Consider the following 18,196-nt stretch of genomic DNA (forward strand, 5'->3'; position numbering starts at 1 on the left):
GCACACCGGTGACGCATCCTTTCCAGGTCTTCGCCGCCACCCAGGTGGCCGAGGACGAGCAGCCGGCCGATGTGCAGGGCTCGTTCGTCCAGCGGGCGGAGGAGAAGAGCCCCGAGGAGGAGGAGGCGCCACCGGCCTGAGCGCGTCCGGCCACGTCCGACGGCGGGGGTGGGGACCGTCCGGCGCGGGAGGACGGGGGCCCGCACGCCCGTCAGCGCGCGGAGTCGGCCCGCATCGTGCCCCCCAGGAACAGTGACTCCGAGCACCGTGCGGGCGTGCGGGCGCCCACCGGCTTGCCGACCTTGCGGCAGTCGATCGTCATGGTGACCTTCCCGCCCGCCGGGACGAGGATCGGCGTCACGAAGTGGTAGTCGGAGTCACGGAAGTTCTCCAGCCCGAGACTCAGCACACTCGCGTTCGGGCCGGCCGAGATGACGACGGTCCCGGCGTCACCCTGCGGGTTCTGCACGACGATGTCGGTCAGCCGGAAGGTGTGGCCCTTCGGCACCTGGAGGGCGGTCGCGGCATTCGTCCCGCCGCCCACCGAGTCCCTGACCCGGACCTGCGCACTCGTCGGAGTGGCCGCGCCGTCGTCCGTCCCCGCCTCCGCACCGGCCTCCGCCTCCGGGGACGGGCTCGGCGTGGGCGTCGGGGTGCCGGCGCCCGCGTCCGCCCCGGCGGTGTCACCGGCCCCGCCGTCCGTGCCCGCACCCGCTGTACCGCCCCCGTCCGGCGCCTTGCTTTTGTCGGCCGCGGCTGCGGACCGTACCGCCTCGGGTGTGATCGCCTCCCGCGCCGCGGACTTCACGGCCGGCCGCAGCAGCGCGTACCAGATCCCGGCCAGGGCGATCAGCAGGACGGCGGCCGTGATGAGCGCCCGGGGCAGCCAGCGCGGCAGCAGCGGCTCCTGCTGGTACGAACCGTCCACGAGCACCGGAGCCACCGGCTCCTCGCCCTCGGCCACCTGGGTGGCGGCGAAGACCTGGAAAGGATGCGTCACCGGTGTGCCGCGCCACATCCGCTTCGCGGGCCTGACCCGCAGCCTGCCGAACTCCGCCCGGCCGGGCGCCACCTGGAGTTCCGCCACATCGAACGCGACGCGGGCGAGCTCGGTCCCCGGCTGCGCGCCCAGCCGGACGGTGACCGGTGTGTTGCCCCGGTTGTCGACAGCGAGCTGGTGCCGTCCGCGGCGAGAGCCGTGCGAGCTGCGCGGGACCAGCTCGGCCGTCGTGGCCGTGAACGGCAGCACCGTCACCCGGCCCTCCGGCACCACCGTCCCGCCCTGCTCACCGGTGGGCACCACCCGGACCCCGAACGGTGTCTCGCCGGCCGGCACGGTCGCATCCCGGGGCGGGCGCAGCCTGAGCGAGACGGTCCGGGTGTCGCCCGGATACAGCGACAGCACCGCAGGCTCCACCGCGGACCAGGCGGCGCACGCACCGACCACCTCGAAGCGGTACTCCTCGACCGTGGCGCCGGAGTTCCGGACCTGTAGGGGGACAGCCGTCTCCTCGCCCGGTACGGCGCTGACGGACGATGCGTCGAGACTTGCCGTGAGACTCATATGGCGGACCGTAGGGTCGTCGGAGCCGTCGGACATGGGCCTCGAAGGAACACTTTCGGGCAGATCCCATGCCCCTGACACCCTTTTAGTTTTCTTTTCGGTAAACAAGGGCATCTTCTGACCGCCTCATGACCAATGAGGCGGACAAGAACGGCTGCGAGGCGTGTGCTTGTTGTGGCCTTCCAGCTGTTGCCCAAGGGGGAGCATCGGCATGGAACGCATGGAACGCACCACGGTCGCGTTACGGGCCCAGGATCCGATCTCGCAGGCCGGAGTGGCCAGCCAGCTGAGGACCCGTCCCGAGGTCAACGTGGTGGAATGGGGCGAGGACGAATCCGCCCCCGAAGTCGTCGTCATGGTCGTGGACACGGTGGACGAGGACGTGCTCACGATGCTGCGCCACGTGCAGCGCACCAGCCACTCCCGCACCGTGCTGGTCACCACCGAGATCGACGAACAGAAGCTGGTGAGTGCGGCGGAGTGCGGGGTCGTCGGGGTGATCAGGCGGGCGCAGTCGACGCCCGAACACCTGGTGCACGTCATCGAGACGGTGGCGCGGGGCGAGGGCCACCTGCCCTCCGACCTGCTCGGCAGGCTCCTCGCGGAGGTGGGTCGGCTCCAGGGCCAGGTGCTCGGGCCGCGCGGACTGCACTTCACCGGGCTCGCGGCACGCGAGGTGGACGTGCTGCGGCTGGTGGCCGAGGGGTACGACACCGCGGACATCGCCACGAAGCTCGCCTACTCCGAACGCACGATCAAGAACGTGCTGCATTCGGTGATGACCCGCCTCCAGTTGCGGAACCGGTCCCACGCGGTGGCGTACGCCTTGCGGCAGGGGCTGATCTGAGGACGGGACCGGCCCGCTCCCATGGTCTTCGGCCGGCCCTTCCCCTGCCCGGGCCCGTGCTGTTCCGCGGGCCTGCCCCAAAGGGCAGCGCCGCCTTCCCGGGGAAGTGACTCGCCTCCCGCTGCGTGATCCGGGCACCTGCGGGACGGTGTCGGCGCTGTTCTTTCGGTGGGAGGTACAGGTGCGGGGGAGTGATTCGGTGCGGGCGACCGGGCAGGCGGGACGGGCGGGCGGACATGCCGGTGTGCGGCGTTTTGTGGCGCTCGTACTGATGTTGCTGGCCGCCGGTCTCGCGCCCGCCTCTGCCGGTACGGGCGTGGCCACGGCCGTACCGGTGCCGCCCGAACCGTGGGTGACTCCGGCGAGCCTGCACGAGGCGCTCGACCCGGGCGGGTCGACCGGCGTGGACAAGGCGGTGCGTACACCGGCCATTCCGCCGAGGCCCGATGTGGTGCTGCTGGTGGACGGCACCGGCAGCATGGGCGTGCCCATCGACGACGTGAAGAAAGGGCTGACCTCCATCACCAACGCGGTGCGCGCGGAGCAACCGGACGCCTGGTTCGCCGTGGCCACCTACGGCGACGAGAAGGACGAGCCGACTGCGGAGTTCGAGGTGCTCCAGGGTCTGACGGACGACCTGCAAGCGGTTCAGAAGCAGGGTGTCGACGAGCTGAACACCCTCCGCGGATTCAAGAGCAAGGGGCCGTCGGAGGACTGGATCTACGCCTTGTGGAAGATCGCCCACGGCGCCGACGGCGGCACCGTGTTCCGGGAGGGCTCCAGTCCGGTCGTCGTCCTGGTCGGAGACGCGTCAAGTCACAACCCCAGCAACGGGATCCCGTACGACGAAGCGGTCTTCGCGCTCCAGGACAAGGGCGTGCGGGTCATCGCCGTCGACGTGACGACGGAGAACGGCGACGGTCTCAACGGGTTCGGCTACAAGAGCCCGACCTACCAGGACCCGTACCACGCGCCGGACCAGGCCAAGCGGATCGCCGCCGCCACCCGTGGCCGGATGCTGAACGGAATTCCCGGGGACGGAGTGTCCGAGGCCATCATCGAAGGCTTCAACAACCTTCCCACCTCGGTGGGTTACCGGCTCGACAACTGCGACCCCCACCTCACCGTCGCCCTCGACCCGCCCACCCGGYAGCTGACCAGCGGCGAGACGGCCCACTTCGCGGAGACCGTCGACGTGTCGGCCGACGCTCCGCAGGGCACCACCCTCACCTGCACCGTGCAGTTCCTGCTCGGCACCCAGGCACCGGGGACGGACACGATCGGGCCGGCCGCGGTGGCCGATCCCGACTTCCAGCAGCAGATCAGCATCGACGTGAACGACGTCTCCGCCCCCGTCGTCACGGTGGACGACAGGATCGCCTGGCCCGACAACGACGACGGAGCACGGATCAGCTACCGGGTGACGGCGACCGACGCCCAGGACGGCACGCTGCCCGCGACCTGCACCCCCGCGTCCGGCTCCTTCTTCCCCGTCGGAACGACCACGGTCACCTGCTCGGCCACGGACGCGGCGGGCAACACCGGTACGGACACCGCACGGTTCGAGGTGCTGCGACCCCCGCCGCGCCCCGGCCCGCCGTCCCCGCCGGGACCGTTGCCGCCCTCGTCGGAGATCGCCGTCAAGGCCGACGTCAGCCCGGACCGTACCTACGTCACCCGCCCGGCCCGCGCCCGCTTCACCGTCACCAACGCCGGCCCGGACACGGCCAGGGGAGTCGTCATCGGCGCGACCTGGCCGGACCCGCCCGCCGGCCGGGACCGGAGCCTGCGGGAACTCACCCGCTGCACGGCGGCCAAGCCCTGCACGATTCCCGCGGGCGGCCGCATCGAGGTGACGCAGACGGCGGTGTACCGGACGGCGATCACCGGAGACGTCACGGCCACGGTGCGCGGCACCGTCCCCGACCGCGGCACGGGCAACAACCGGGACACGGACCGGCTGCGCGTGCTGAAGCCCTCCCTCACCGTCACCCCGCAGGTCGCCAGGCCAGGACAGCCCGTCCTGGCCCGCGGCAAGGACTACCCGCCCGGCGAGACCGTGCACCTCACCTGGAACCCCGGCATCACGGCCGACCGGTCCGGGGTGAGGGTGGGCCGCGACGGCACGTTCGAGGTGCAGATGCTGGTGCTCCGCAAGGACACCCTCGGCCCGCGCGTCCTCCGGGCCGCGGTCCGCCGCCTTCCCCGGCTGGAGAAACCGGTCCTCGTGGTCCAGCGCACCCTGCAGCCACCCGACTTCAAGGGCCGGACGTGAGAGGGGTGATCCACGGATGATCCACGAGGTGGACGACGTACTGCGCTCCCTGATCCGGGCGGAGGTCCTCGAAGGCGGCCAGATCGCCGTGGTCTTCGACGCACCGACCCGGGAATGGGCGGCCAAGGTGAACGCCCCGATGGTCAACCTCTACCTCTACGACATCCGCGAGGACATGCGCCGACGGGAGCGCGGACTCCACAACGAGTACGACGAGCGCGGCACTGTCGTCGCGCGGCGCCGCCCGCCCCGCTACTTCAAACTGTCCTACCTGATCACGGCATGGACCAAGCGCCCGGAGGACGAACACCGACTGCTTTCCTCCCTGCTCGCCTGCCTGCTGGCGTACGAGGCCCTGCCCCCGGAACGCCTGGCCGGGACCCTCGCCGGGATCGGGGCCGCCGTTCCGATGTCGATCGCCCTCCCACCGCCGGAGGACCGCTCGTTCGCGGACGTGTGGAGCGCCCTGGGCGGTGAGCTCAAACCCTCGCTGGACCTGGTGGTCAGCGTGCCGGTGACCGCCTCGCCGACGTACACGGCGGGCCCGCCGGTGGGGGAGGAGGGGCTCCGGGCACACTTCGGGGACGTAACGGCGGACCCGGAACCGCCACGCGATCCGATGCCGGGCCGCGGCGGCCTGCCGGTGTACGGAAGCCGCCCGGGACGTCCGGCGCCCGAGACCGCACCCGGCCCGACGGCCTCGCGCCGGGGCCTGGCTCTCCGCATCACCGAGAACCGGCGCACCCAGGACGGCCGTACCCAGGACAGCACCGCATGACCTCGCCGGGCCACCCCGCCGAGGACCTGAACCTGCGCCACCTCCTCGCCCGGGCGGTGGGCGTGGAGCAGCGCATCCGCCACGCGGTCGAAGCCCGGCGGTGCACGGATCCCGACCCGGAGGACGCGTTCCGCGGCCTCTACCTCACGGACGAGAACATCGCACGGCTGCTGGACGTCGAGGAGGCACGGGGCTTCCCGGAACCGATGGGGACGGACACCGCCCCGGCAGCGGACGGCGACTCCCGTCTCGCCTCTCTGGAGGCCGGCTTCGGGCTCACCGCGCTCGACATCGAGATCCTGCTCATCGCCCTCGTACCTGATCTGGACGAGCGCTTCGAGGCGTTCTACGGCTACCTGAACGACGACGTGACCCGCCGCCGCCCGTCCATCGGCCTGGCGCTCGGCCTGTGCGGCCTGTCACCCGCCGACGCGGTGGCCCGGGGACGGCTGGCCGCCCGCGCACCGCTCCGCCATGCCGGACTGCTCCTGGCCGAGGACCTGGACCGCCCGTTCCTGAGCCGAGCGCTGCGCGTCCCGGACCGGGTCACCGCCCACCTCCTCGGCGACGACACCCCGGACCCCCGCCTCGTCGGTCTCCTCGCCCCCTGGCACGCGGTGGAGGGCGCCGGCGACCCCGCCCCCCTGGCCCGGGTCCTCGCCGACGGGCTCCCCCTGGCCTACCTGAGCGAGGACCAGGGCGGTGCCGGCACGGCCCTCGCCGCGTCGGCGCTCACCCTCGCGGGCCGTGGCGTCCTGGGCCTGGACCTGGCCCGCCTGGCGCAGGACCCCGCACCGGGCGACGCGGTACGTTCGCTGGTCCGCGAGGCCCGGCTGACCGACGCGGGCCTGGTCTGCGCACCGCTGGACGCGCTGTCCCGCGCACACCCGCAGCTGCTCAGGCTCCTCACGGCCACGCCCGTACCCACGGTCATCGTGGGCCGGGCGCCGTGGGACGCCTCCTGGTCGGCAGTCCCGCCCCTTCTCCTGCACGCCCCCAGGGTGGAGCCGTCGGCACGCGGCGCCCTGTGGAGCGACGCGTACCGGCGTACGACCTCGGCCCCCCTCCCCGAAGACGTCGACCCGGACCACCTCCTCGCTCCCTTCCTCCTCACTCCGGAACAGATCACGGGTGCGGCGCTCAGCGCGGCCCGGACGGCTCAGCTCGACGGCGGAACGCTCACGCCCGGCCATGTACGCCAGGGAGCCCGCGCGCAGAACGCGGCCGGCCTGGACCGCCTGGCCCGCCGCATCGAACCCACGGTGACCTGGCACGACCTGGTCCTTTCGCCCGACGCCCACGCCCAGCTCCGCGAACTCACCGCCCGCGCCCGCCACCGCGACCGGGTCCTCGGGGAGTGGGGGATGCGCCCGGGAGGAGGCAGGGGCCGAGGCGTATCGGCGCTCTTCGCGGGCGACTCCGGTACGGGCAAGACCATGTCGGCGGAAGTGATCGCGGCCGACCTCGGCCTCGACCTCTACACCGTCGACCTGGCCACGGTCATCGACAAGTACGTCGGCGAGACCGAGAAGAACCTGGAACGCATCTTCACCGAGGCGGCGGGGGTCAACGGCGTCCTGCTCTTCGACGAGGCGGACGCGATCTTCGGCAAGCGCTCGGACGTCAAGGACGCGCACGACCGCTACGCGAACGTCGAGAGCGCGTACCTCCTCCAACGCATGGAGTCCTTCGACGGCCTGGCCATCCTCGCCACCAACCTCCGTGCCAACCTCGACGACGCCTTCACCCGCCGTCTGGACCTGGTCATCGACTTCCCGGTCCCGGATCCGGAACAACGCCTGCTGCTCTGGGAACGCTGCCTGGGCCCGCTGCTCCCGCGCGGCACGGACCTCGATCTCCCGTTCTGCGCCGAGAACTTCGAGCTGGCGGGCGGCAACATCCGCTCGATCGCGGTGACGGCGGCGTACCTGGCGGCGGACACGGGGGACGCCGTGACGATGACCACACTCATCCACGCGATCCAGCGGGAGTACCAGAAGCTGGGACGGCTCACGCTGGCCTCGGAGTTCGGGCCGTATCTGGGGCTCGTTCAGGGGTGAGCCCCCTCACCCGATGCCCGAGGAACTCCCCGCGTGTTCCCTTGCGCGGGCCGACGAATGCCGCCACGGTAGGCGAGCGGACGGGCTGCTGACCGACAGATCCCCGCCGCCCTGCGACGGGAGCCGGTGTGACCGCACTGTCTGTTCTGCCTCACGCCCTGCACGGCGACGGCCCGCACAAGGTGATCGCGGTGCACGGCTGGCTTGCCGACCGCTCCGCGTACGACCCGGTGCTGCCGGACCTCGACGCCGGTTCGTTCCAGTACGCGGTGGTGGACCTGCGCGGATACGGCGAGGCGAGTGACGCGGACGGCTCCTACACGACGGCCGAGGGCGCCGCGGACGTGCTTGCGCTGGCCGACCGCCTCGGCTGGGACAGGTTCTCGCTGATCGGCCACTCGATGGGCGGCTCCGTCATCCAGCGGACGGTGGCCGCCGCGCCGCAGCGGGTGCGCAGGATCGTCGGGGTGTCCCCGGTCCCCGCCTCCGGTCTGCCGCTGCCGCCCGAGCAGTGGGAGCTGTTCGCCGGGGCGGCGCAGAACCCGGACAATCGCCGGGCCATCCTGGACGTCACCACCGGAGGACGGCGCCCGGCGGCGTGGCTGGACCGCATGGTGCGTCGCTCGGTCGAGTGCAGCGACGCGAACGCGTTCCGGGCCTGGCTGGACTCCTGGGCGGGCGAGGACTTCCATGACCGGATCGACGGATCGTCCGTACCGGCGCTGGCCGTGGTGGGGGCGCTGGACCCAGCCCTCTCCGCCGATCTGCAGCGCACCACCTGGATGCGCTGGTTCCCGCGCGCCGAGCTGGCGGAGCTGCCTTCGTGCGGCCATTACGCGATGGACGAGGCGCCGCTCGACGTGATCCGGGTGATGGAGGACTTCCTGCGGGCGGACGCGGAGGACAGCGAGGCGCACGCATGAGCGGCCCCGCCTTCCCGGCGCGCGTTCCGGACGTCTTCGACCCCAGGCAGTACGCGCGTGGCATCCCGCACGACCGCTACCGCCGCCTGCGCGACCACCGTCCGGTGGCCCGGCAGCGGGAGCCGGAGGTCCTGGGCTGGCCGGCGGGCCCCGGATTCTGGGCGGTCACCCGGCACCGGGACGCCGTCCGCGTACTCAAGGACTCGTCCACGTACTCCTCGTACCTCGGCGCCACCCAGATCCGCGACCCCGACCCCGCTGACCTGCCGTTCATCCGCCGCATGATGCTCAACCAGGACCCGCCGCACCACCGACGACTGCGTACGCTCGTCAGCCGCGCCTTCACCCCGAAACGCATGGACCGTTTCGGGACGGTCGTACGGGAACGAGCCCGCTCCCTGCTCGCCGCCGCCGTCGACGAGGCGCGGGCGGGCGACGGTACGTGCGACCTGGTCACCCAGGTCACCGACGACTACGCCCTGCTCAACCTCACCGACCTGCTGGGCGTTCCGGACACCGATCGCGCGCTTCTCCTGCACTGGACCAGGCGCGTCATCGGCTACCAGGACCCTGACGAGGCCGGGACGCCGGCACTGGGCCCGGACGGGAAACCGGTCAACCCGCGCTCCCCGGCGTCGCTGCGTGACATGTTCGACTACGCGCACGCCTTGGCGGCACACAAGCACGAGCACCCCGCCGACGACGTGATGACAGCCCTCGCCACCGACCCCGAACTGACCGCGCCCGAGCTGGAGATGTTCTTCTTCCTGCTGGTGGTGGCGGGCAACGACACGGTACGCAGCGCGGCCCCCGGCGGCCTGAGCCTCCTGGCCGAGCACCCCGGGGCGTTCGACCGCCTGCGCAACGGCGAGGCCGAGTTCACCACAGCGGTGGACGAACTGCTCCGCCGCCACCCACCGGTCCTGACGTTCCGCCGTACCGCCACGCAGGACACGGACCTGGCGGGCACACGCATCCGTACCGGCGAGAAGGTGGTCGTCTTCCACGCCTCGGCCAACCACGACGAACGCGTCTTCCCGGACCCGTTCGCCCTGGACCTCTCCCGCTCCCCGAACCCGCACATCTCGTTCGGCGACGGCCCTCATGTCTGCCTGGGCGCGCACTTCGCCCGCCTGCAACTGCGCGCGTTGTACGAGGAGGCGTGCCGCGTACTCCCCGCAGGGCCTCTTGAGCTCGCGGCACCCCCGCGCCGCCTGGTGTCGAACTTCATCAACGGTCTGAAGTCGCTGCCGGTGAGGGTGGCCGACGTGTGACGACACCCTCCGCTGACACCGGCCACCAAGGACGCGCGACCGCGCTACGCCTCGCGCGCATCCGTGGCCGGCTGCCCTGACCCGAGCTGCGACGCCTGCCATCCGTGGATGAGGAGATCGAACACGGTCTCCACGGACGCGAGCGGATCGGGCCGGGCCGCGGCCAGGGCCGGTACCTCCAGGACGAACCGTGCGAGTGCCGAGCAGGCGAGATCATCGGCTTCCCGGCCGAGCTCCGCCGCGATCGCGGCGCTGAGCGCTCCCGCGTGCCGCATCCACATACGCTCCCAGTACTCGCGCAACGCGGGCGTCTGCTGCACGAGTGCGGCGAACCGCTCCCGACGCGGATCCGACTCCAACCGCACCCAGGACGTCAGCGCGTGCGCGCGGAGCGCTTCGACCACGCCCTGACCCTCGGGCCGGTCGCGGACGGCAGCGGTCAAGGAAGCCTCGACTTCCGCCTCGCGGTCAAAGACCAGTGCCTCTTTGCCGGGGAAGTGCGCGAAGAGCGTCGTCGTCGACACGTCGGCTCGCTCGGCGACGTCCCGGACGCTCACCCGTTCGAATCCGTGCTCCAGGAAGAGCTCCAGGGCGGCGTCGGCGATGGCCTGCCTGGTCGCGGCCTTCTTGCGCTCGCGGCGGCCGACGGGAACGGGCGGGGTCTCGGGCATGTCATCACTGTACCCGATAGCTGGATCGAAGCAGAAACTTGAACGATTGCAGTTTCTGACTCGTTCTGATTTTCTGGTCTCGGCAGGGGCTGCCGCCCAGCAGGGCGCGGCGCCGACATCCCAGCGCCCGCTGGGCGCGGCGTCACCGGAGCCCCGGCCGACGAAAGGAATTCCCGTGGACTCTCCGACACCCACCAGCGCACGCATCGGCATCATCGGCGCCGGCCCCGGAGGCCTGACGTGCGCCCGCATCCTGCAACGGCACGGCATCGCGGTGACCGTGTACGACCGCGACCCGGACGCGGACTCCCGGAACCAGGGGGGCTCGCTCGACCTGCACGACGACGATGGCCAACTCGCCCTCCGTGAAGCGGGTTTGCTGGAGGAGTTCTTCGCGCTCGCCAGGTTCGACGGCCAGGAGATGCGCCACCTCGACCCGTCGGGACATCTCCTGTCCCGCCATGTGCCGGAGGAGGGCGAGACGACCAAGCCCGAGATCGACCGCGGTCAGCTGCGCGACCTGCTGCTGCGCTCACTGGCCGCGGGAACGGTCCAGTGGGGACGCACGCTGGAGTCGGTGAGCGGACCGGCCGACGGCCCCCGGTTGCTGACGTTCACCGACGGGACGACCGCCGAGACCGATCTGGTGATCGGCGCGGACGGCGCCTTCTCCCGCGTGCGCAGTGCGGTGTCGGCCGCAACGCCGCGCTACACCGGGGTCAGCTTCCTCGAGGCGCATTTCGACGACATGGACAGCGCCCATCCAGAGCTCTCCGAACTGGTCGGGAGGGGCAGCGCGCACGCGGCCGACGGGGAACGCGGCCTCTTCGCGCAGCGGAACAGCGGCGGCCACCTGCGCGTCTACATCATGCAGCGCGTGCCCCAGGACTGGATCGCGGCGCAGGGGCTCCGCCCCGACGACACCGAGGCCATCCGCGCGCACCTGCTCGACGCGTACGCGGCGTGGTCGCCCCGTACCCTCCGCATGATCACCGACAACGACGGCCCGTACGTCGACCGCCCGATCCTCGCCCTGCCCGTGCCTCACACCTGGGAACACGTGACCGGTGTGACACTCCTCGGAGACGCCGCACACCTCATGCCCCCGCTGGGCGTCGGCGTCAACCTCGCCATGCTGGACGCCAGTGAACTCGCGCTCGCGCTCGTCGGCTCCGCGACCGTCGACGACGCGGTGCGCGCGTACGAGAAGACGATGCTTCCGCGCTCCGCGGAGATCGCCCAGATGCTCGAGGGAGGCGCCGAACACCTGCTGGCCGTGCCCGACCCGGACTCCGGCCCCGACCTCGACGACGGGCGGTTCGGTTCGGACGGCTCATGACCAGCGCGCCGGCATCAGCCGGCGGACCGCGTCGCTGTCGCGGTCATGGCTGCTCACTTATCGGGTGGTGGCCGGCGACCTCGTGGCCTCGACGACCCCTCGTTGCCGGCGTCTGTGGCAGCACCCACGAGCTGCGACAACAGGCTCGCGCCCCTCACAGGCTCTCGGCTTCGTCGGTTCGCGCGCCCTCACCCGTTCTTGCCCGATATCACCCGTCCTCACCTGCCCTCGACTGCCCTCAGCTGTCGTCTGCCACCGAGCGCGCCAGCGCCCGGGACGCGTCGGCGTCGTACGTGCTTCTCGCGCGGAGGACGACGACACAGCCGACCGCGAGTGGTCCGAGCACGACGGCGAAGGCGGTCCCGAGCGACCCCGTGGCGTCGGACACCATCCCGATGAGCCAGGGGCCGAGTGAGCCCGCGAGGCTCATCACCATCTGCAGTACGGCGAAGCCGAGCCCTCGACGCTGGGCGGCGACGACGTCGGCGTTGGCGGCGGTGAGATTGGCCAGCGCCACCGCGAACCCGAAGTTGGCGAGGGTAAAACAGGCGACTTGCGGTGCGAGGGCGGGGGAGGCCACCGCACCCGCGAGCGCGCACGTCCCGAGCACGAGGCCCGCACCCCCCAGGGTGATGCGCCAGCCGGGCCGGACGCCGTGGTGGCGGTCTCCCAGTCGGCTGCCCACGATGATGCCGGCCACGATCCCGACGAGCCCGGCCCCGCCGGCGACGGCGGCCGCGTCGGCCTCACCCAGGCCGAACTTGCGGTCGTAGAAGGAAGGCATCCAGTAGAAGAGCCCGCCGAGACCGAAGAAGACGATGCTCAGTCCGGCGACGACGGAGCGCAGGGTGGGGACGGCCAGGAGTTCCCCGATCTGCTGTCGCGTCGACGATTCGGGGGCCGGTGACTTCGGCGCCTCGGCCTCCGTGGGTGGCAGGCCGGGCTGCTGCTGATACCAGACGGTGAGCCGGTCCCCGGTTCCGCGCAGCGGCTCGCGCAGGGTCAGAACCAGCAGCGCGACTACGATCCCGGGCAGGGCGACGAGGAAGAACCCGACGCGCCAGCCCACGTACTCGGCGAGGGCGCCACCGGCGATGACGCCGACGGGGAGGCCGCCGAAGTAGGCCATGCGCTCGAACCCGAAGGCGCGCCCCCGGCCGCTGCCCGGATGGAAGTCGGCCAGCAGGCTGGAGGCGGGCGGGTTGTAGAGCTGCCCGGCCGCACCCAGGAGCACCCGGACGGCGAAGAGCGTGGCGTAGCCCGCGGCGAGCCCGGTGCCCACGGTGAGTACGGCCCACACGGCGACCACCGCGGCGACGGTCTTCGTGCGATGGGCCCGGTCGGCGAGCCGCCCGGCGGGCAGCAACAGGACCACCGCGGCAATCGACCCGGCCGTGGCGATCCCGCCGGCAGCCGCGTCGCCGAACCCGAACTCCTCCTGAATCTTTGGCAGCGCGCCGGCCAGGAGGTTGTACTCGATCCGGTCGACGGCGGCCACCAGCGCGATACAGACGGCCGGCCACCACCCGAAGGGCGCGGGGTCACCCCGCCGGACGCGTACCGCCGGCCGCCCCGGGAAAACCGTGAACTCACGGAACTGGTCCGCTTCTTCCTTCGGGACCTGGTCCGATGTGGTCACGGTGCTGTCCTCTCGGTGCGGCGGGCGCGGGCCGGTGTGCGGGAGCAGTCCGGTGCGGCAGTCAGGGGGCGGGGGACTCCATGGCGGTCCGCGCAACGCGGCGTCATCTCCTCGATGACCTCAGGGGAAACAATGTTTCCCATAAGAGAACAGATAAGCCCGCGCATGACAAGGGAGCGTGCGTAGCTGGCCCGCGTGAAGACGGTGATCGGCCGGCTGTTCCACGTCTCGTACACCGTGGAGGGCACTTGGCGACTGCTGCGGCGCCATGGCTGGTTCTGGCAGCAGCCGACCCGGCGCGCGATCGAGCGTAACGACGACGTGGTGGAGTTGTGGAGACGAGAGGTGTGGCCGCGGGTAAGGCCACCGCGGCGGTGAACAGCGGTTAGCTGGTCTTCGAGGACGAGGCCGGTCAGTCGATGACGCCGCCGCGTGCCAGGACCTGGGGCCGCAGATGCAGCACACCGGCCCCACCCGCGCCCGTACACAGCTCGGCGGCCCGATCATGCTCGTGTGGGACAACCTGAGCATGTACCTGGTCGCGCCGCTGAGGGAGTTGTTCGAGGCCAACGCCTCATGGCTCACCGTACTTCAGCTGCCGACTTACGCCCCGCGGGAGCCATTTGGTCCCTGGTCAAACGCGACATCGGGAACCTGGCCGCCGCCGACCCTGGCCAGGTCACCCACGCTGAGTGCAAGCTCAAGATGCTGCAGTACAGACCGGATGTGATCGACGGCTGACACTCGCTTGACCCTGTCGGCGTGATCATCAAAAGATGCCGAAGAAGCGATGCCACCAGGTGGGCCGCTGAACGTGCCAGGGCAGTCGGCTCGGCCCGTCGTAGTCGCTCTCCAGCAGTTCCTCGGCAACCACGACATAGCCAAGCTCGACAAGCGCCCGGTTGACCTTGGCAAGGCCCGCGGCGTCCAGTTTGCCCTCGGTCTGAGCGTCATCCGTTCCAAAGAAGGCGCCCGGGTTGTCGGCGCAGATCAGAGCCAGCGAGCCGAACTTGCTCACACAGACGACGATCCGGGTACCGCATATGGCTCCGTCCTCCGGTACGACGACGCGTCCGTACTCGCTGGAGTCCTGGGTGTCCCGCTCGGCCGTGCAGCGAGCTGCGAAGTCACTCTCGAGCCGGGTTACCAGGGCACTGAAGTGGACTGCGGCCTCGCCATGGTCATAGTGCTGCGGCCATTCCAGCCACTCCGGATCATCCAGCGCGCGCAGCAACACCAGAAGATCCGCTTCATCCTCGGTCATGCGCCCATCTTGACGCAGCAGCCGTGCACGGAGCAGCCCCGGGCGCTACCACGCTCACGGTTCCCTGACATCACTCATTCAATCTCAGTATTCACTTCGCTTCGATGTCTCGAAATTTCCCCATTCCAGCAGGTGGTAGGCGTAGAGGCGCTTCTCGATTTCCACGTGCTCAGGAGAGCCGATCGGGCAGCTGAGAGCGACGTAGCCCAGTTGGAGGATTTCGTGGTCGATGCCGAGGCGCTTTGATTCCTCGATCAGATCGCTTTGACGGTCCTCGTTCTCCGCGATCGTGGCGTCCTCGCGGAACAGAGCATGAATGACGACGTTGCCGGACGGATCGGTCACCGAGTCGACGGAATCCTCGAAACCACCGGACGAGATCGTGGTGAAGGTATCCCCAAGGGCGATATTCGACGTGAAGAATGGGATGCAACACAGCATATAACGGCAGTTTCCCAGTCGCTTCGCCCAGAGTTGCTCCCAACGTCCTGGCATCCCTGAGTCGGTCAGGTCATACATGACGAGCGAGTCGCCGCGATCATGCCAGGCTGGAGCCGGGTGGCCGCAGATGTCGTTGATGTCGATCATGCCGGTCCTTGGGTAAGGGTGTGTTGACCTTTGCCGGATACCCGCATTCCAGGCCCGCTACACCTGGTGTATGGTGCATATTTAGTTTTTGCGAAATGGAGATCAATATTCTTTCGGGTGGCCGTAGGTGCGTACCCACCAAACCTGCATTCGTGATGGCCACCACGGCGGTGGCCATTTGCCTGAGTAGTCGTGAGGTGGGGTTTCCGGGGCTGGCCGGTTACCTTTGGAAGAATTGCATCGAGCGCAGGACGGGCCGAGATTTGATTCCTCGTTGTCTCCGCCATAATTTCGTGGCCAAATGTGTTCCACGGCTGTGGCGCGCGGCTTGGCACAATACATGCAGGCCACTTCCCGGCGTCCTGCGAATATCCTTTTCCGGGCCTCTTCGAGGACGGAGTCATCCGTGCTGCCCCCATGGGAGCCGGGTGGGATGCGTGGGCTCGTTCCGTCGTGGAAGCGCTCATCCGGCCGCACGTCCTCGTCGACGGTCCAGTAGCGGGGCGGATTTCCGTAATGCATGACGTACCAGACCTGCATTGTCGTCGGCCACCATGGTGCAGGCCACTTCCCTTCGTATCCGCGTGGTGGCGTCTTCGGTGCCACACGGTCGCCTTTCGAGGAGTTGCAGTGGACGCAGACTGGAGCAAGATTACTTTCTTCGTTGTCGCCGCCTCGATTTCTTGGGCGAATATGTTCGACTGCTTCTGCATCCAAGCGATGGCAGTAATAGCAGGATACGGATGCTCGGGATCCGAAGAGGCGCTTCCTGGCAGCCTCCACCAATTCTTGGTCAGTGCTTCCGCCCCCCGACCCATGCAGGGACCTGGGCCAGTCGTCGAGTATCTTGTTCTTGCTCGCAAGAAGCCAAACGGATCGAGGCTTCTGCTGTTCGATTTCGAAGCCGCGAATCCATGTGAAGCGTCTTTTTAGTTCCTTGAGTGCCTTCATCAAGGTGCGGTCGGAGGATCCTCTTTTTTCGTGATCCTGAGCAATCGAATGAGCTTCCCGCATTGCCTCGGGAAGTTCTCTCTTTTTCAGTTCGGCGCGTTGATCGGTGGCCCTGCCCGGAGGAGCGCTCTTCCCGTTGCTGTGCTTTGGTGGCTTCGGCTTGAGCTTCTCCGAGAGTGCTCTGCTCCTTTTGGCGATGAAGTCGACGATCTTGTCGATAGCCCGGTTCACCGGCCGCGCCACCGCATGGAAAACCTGTTTGACCTTGTTGGCCAGGCTCCCTATTCCCAGCAGTGACGCCAGGAAGCCGATGAGCAGCGGCACGCTCGCCGCCAGGGCCGCCTCGACCAGCTTCGGGACGCCCGCCTGGCCGCCGTTGGCTATGGCCACCACCGCGTCCAGTACCGAGTTGACGAACTCCGCTATCTGCGCGCCCTGTGTCACGACGAACGTGACGATGTCGATGATTCCCTTGACCGCGCGGATGAATGCGGAGGCCGGGTTGAGCAGGGAAAGGATCCAGGTGATTCCCGCGATGATGACCGTCGGGATCAGGTAGCTCGTCAGCTTCTCCAGGATCGTGGCCTTGAGGTCGCCGGTCTCTGCCTGGATTTCCTTGACCGCGCCCGCCGGGCCCTCGCTCGCGATGCTTTTCGCGACCGGGACCGATGTCTCGACCGCCGCCATCGCCTCGTCCGGGACGCCCTTGCGGGTGATGCGGGCTTTGATGTTGTCCCAGGTCAGGCCGAGCAGTGAGGCGATGAGCTGGATGATGCCCTTCATGTCGAATTTCTGGGGGAGTTCCAGGCCCGCCTTGACCGCCGTGCCGAGCAGCCAGGAGACGACTCCCGTCTTCAGGTGCTCGGCGATGTTCGTGAGGAAGAGGTTGAGGCCGGCGCCGACCGCGCGTACCAGGTTGCCCAGGAAGCCGATGGGGTCCTTGATGATCTTCATGATGGCGCCGGCGGCCTTGGCGAGGATTCCGAGGAGGAGGTTCTTGAGCTCGTTGATCGTCTTGATGACGCCGACGATCGCGTCCTTCGCCTTGTCGATCAGACCCTTGTTGGCTTCCTGGAGCTTCTTGATCTCCTCGTCGATCTTGTTGAGGGCCGCCGTGTACTTGGAGGCGAGGTCCTGGACCAGTTGTTCCGACTTCTCGTTGACCGTGGCTTCCAGGTCGTCGAACTTGCCCGCGAAGTCCTTCGCCGCCTCCTCGCCGAACTGGCGTAGATCCGCGGGGAGTTTGTCGACCTCGGCCTTGAGTTCGGTGCGACCCTTGGCGATGCGGGCCTTCGCCCGGCCCAGTTCCGTGCCGATGAGGTCGGCGACCGAGGAGATCACCGTCTGCATCTGGGCGACGTAGAGCTTGCGGGCCTCCTGGTAGAGCTCGTTGGCCGCATCGGGGAGGCCGGCGAACTTGTCCTTCACCCAGCGGGCCTTGCCCGTCCAGCCCGAGTAGCGCTTGTCCTTGTACTTCTTCATCCGGTGTTTGTGGTCCGCAGTGAACGCGTCCCGCGCCGACTTCTCGCCTGCCGTGAACGCCGTGTCGACCTTCTTGTCCAGGTCGGAGAGCGTGCTCTCGACGTCCTTCTTCGTGCCGTCGTAGACCTTCTGGAGCCTGGCCGTTACTTCGGCGCGCTTCTTCTCGTCCTTCGACTTCGTTTGGTCCTTGCCGCCGTCCACCTGCTGGCCCGCCTGCGTGCGGGTTGCCGTGAGAGCCGTCATGGCCGCGGCGCCGGAGGCCGCCGCGCCCGCCTTGGCGGTGGTGAGCTGCTGGTTCTCAGCCGCCTGGCCTTGCGCGGGCGCCTTCGCCGAGTCCGTTTCGGCTGTCTTCTTCGCCGAGAGCGCCTCGTTGAAGTCCGGCTCGTTGCTCCTGGCCAGCTGGTCCTCGGTGACCTCGGCGTCCGCCATGTGCTGGTCGTTCTCGGCCGGGCCCTCGGAGAAGTCCGTTACGGCGGGGGGTTGTTTCGCCGGGATGGCGTCCGCGGCGGAGGTCGACGGCAAGGTCACGGAGGGCAAGGAG

The 18,196-nt window shown here is 69.5% G+C and carries 13 protein-coding genes and 1 pseudogene; 8 read left to right on the top strand and 6 right to left on the bottom strand.

Annotation, left to right across the window (positions count from 1 at the left end; all coding sequences use genetic code 11):
* Positions 1-211: 211 nt before the first annotated feature.
* On the bottom strand, positions 212-1,564 hold the full coding sequence (locus EAO72_RS09075; protein ID WP_148016742.1) for a COG1470 family protein: 1,353 nt from the start codon (positions 1,562-1,564) through the stop codon (positions 212-214).
* A 220-nt stretch (positions 1,565-1,784) separates the two neighbouring features.
* Between EAO72_RS09075 and EAO72_RS09080 the strand changes: the two genes are divergently transcribed.
* The 6 genes from EAO72_RS09080 (at position 1,785) to EAO72_RS09105 (ending at position 9,721) form a co-directional block, all read left to right on the top strand.
* Positions 1,785-2,411, top strand: coding sequence for a helix-turn-helix transcriptional regulator (locus EAO72_RS09080; RefSeq protein ID WP_148016763.1), 627 nt, complete (start codon positions 1,785-1,787; stop codon positions 2,409-2,411).
* A gap of 244 nt (positions 2,412-2,655) precedes the next feature.
* A complete protein-coding gene (locus EAO72_RS09085) occupies positions 2,656-4,686 on the top strand; it encodes an HYR domain-containing protein (protein WP_261991384.1) in 2,031 nt (676 codons plus the stop codon).
* A gap of 16 nt (positions 4,687-4,702) precedes the next feature.
* Positions 4,703-5,464: a DUF4255 domain-containing protein gene (locus tag EAO72_RS09090; RefSeq protein WP_148016743.1), complete on the top strand. Its 762-nt coding sequence runs from the start codon at positions 4,703-4,705 to the stop codon at positions 5,462-5,464.
* A complete protein-coding gene (locus EAO72_RS09095; protein ID WP_148016744.1) occupies positions 5,461-7,524 on the top strand; it encodes an ATP-binding protein in 2,064 nt (687 codons plus the stop codon). The genes EAO72_RS09090 and EAO72_RS09095 overlap by 4 nt, the downstream gene beginning before the upstream one ends.
* Before the next feature lie 128 nt (positions 7,525-7,652).
* Positions 7,653-8,447 (top strand): alpha/beta fold hydrolase, encoded by a 795-nt coding sequence (locus tag EAO72_RS09100; RefSeq protein WP_148016745.1) that lies wholly within the window; start codon positions 7,653-7,655, stop codon positions 8,445-8,447.
* Positions 8,444-9,721 carry a cytochrome P450 gene (locus EAO72_RS09105; protein WP_148016746.1) on the top strand — a complete coding sequence of 426 codons (1,278 nt, stop codon included), beginning with the start codon at positions 8,444-8,446 and terminating at the stop codon, positions 9,719-9,721. Before EAO72_RS09100 ends, EAO72_RS09105 begins: the two co-directional genes overlap by 4 nt.
* A 44-nt stretch (positions 9,722-9,765) precedes the next feature.
* On the opposite strand, the gene EAO72_RS09110 is transcribed toward EAO72_RS09105, so the two are convergent.
* On the bottom strand, positions 9,766-10,392 hold the full coding sequence (locus EAO72_RS09110; RefSeq protein WP_148016747.1) for a TetR/AcrR family transcriptional regulator: 627 nt from the start codon (positions 10,390-10,392) through the stop codon (positions 9,766-9,768).
* A gap of 175 nt (positions 10,393-10,567) precedes the next feature.
* Here EAO72_RS09110 and EAO72_RS09115 point away from each other — a divergent pair, with 175 nt between their 5' ends.
* Entirely contained in the window at positions 10,568-11,731 is a 1,164-nt protein-coding gene (locus tag EAO72_RS09115; protein ID WP_148016748.1) for an FAD-dependent oxidoreductase, read from the top strand.
* Positions 11,732-11,969: 238 nt separating this feature from the next.
* Here the strand turns inward: EAO72_RS09115 and EAO72_RS09120 are convergent, their stop codons facing one another.
* Positions 11,970-13,370: an MFS transporter gene (locus EAO72_RS09120; RefSeq protein ID WP_187284980.1), complete on the bottom strand. Its 1,401-nt coding sequence runs from the start codon at positions 13,368-13,370 to the stop codon at positions 11,970-11,972.
* A gap of 186 nt (positions 13,371-13,556) precedes the next feature.
* Between EAO72_RS09120 and EAO72_RS44285 the strand changes: the two are divergent.
* Positions 13,557-14,111 (top strand): annotated as a pseudogene (locus EAO72_RS44285) (winged helix-turn-helix domain-containing protein); the annotation flags it as partial.
* A 28-nt stretch (positions 14,112-14,139) separates the two neighbouring features.
* On the opposite strand, the gene EAO72_RS09135 reads toward EAO72_RS44285, so the two are convergent.
* The 3 genes from EAO72_RS09135 to EAO72_RS09145 form a co-directional block, all read right to left on the bottom strand.
* Complete coding sequence (locus tag EAO72_RS09135; protein ID WP_148016751.1) at positions 14,140-14,634, bottom strand: hypothetical protein; 495 nt, start codon at positions 14,632-14,634, stop codon at positions 14,140-14,142.
* A gap of 84 nt (positions 14,635-14,718) precedes the next feature.
* A complete protein-coding gene (locus EAO72_RS09140; protein WP_148016752.1) occupies positions 14,719-15,222 on the bottom strand; it encodes a DUF4265 domain-containing protein in 504 nt (167 codons plus the stop codon).
* Positions 15,223-15,324: 102 nt separating this feature from the next.
* Complete coding sequence (locus EAO72_RS09145) at positions 15,325-18,183, bottom strand: HNH endonuclease (protein WP_148016753.1); 2,859 nt, start codon at positions 18,181-18,183, stop codon at positions 15,325-15,327.
* Positions 18,184-18,196 lie beyond the last annotated feature (13 nt).

Source organism: Streptomyces sp. OR43 (genome assembly GCF_008042275.1).
Taxonomy (GTDB): Bacteria; Actinomycetota; Actinomycetes; order Streptomycetales; family Streptomycetaceae; genus Streptomyces.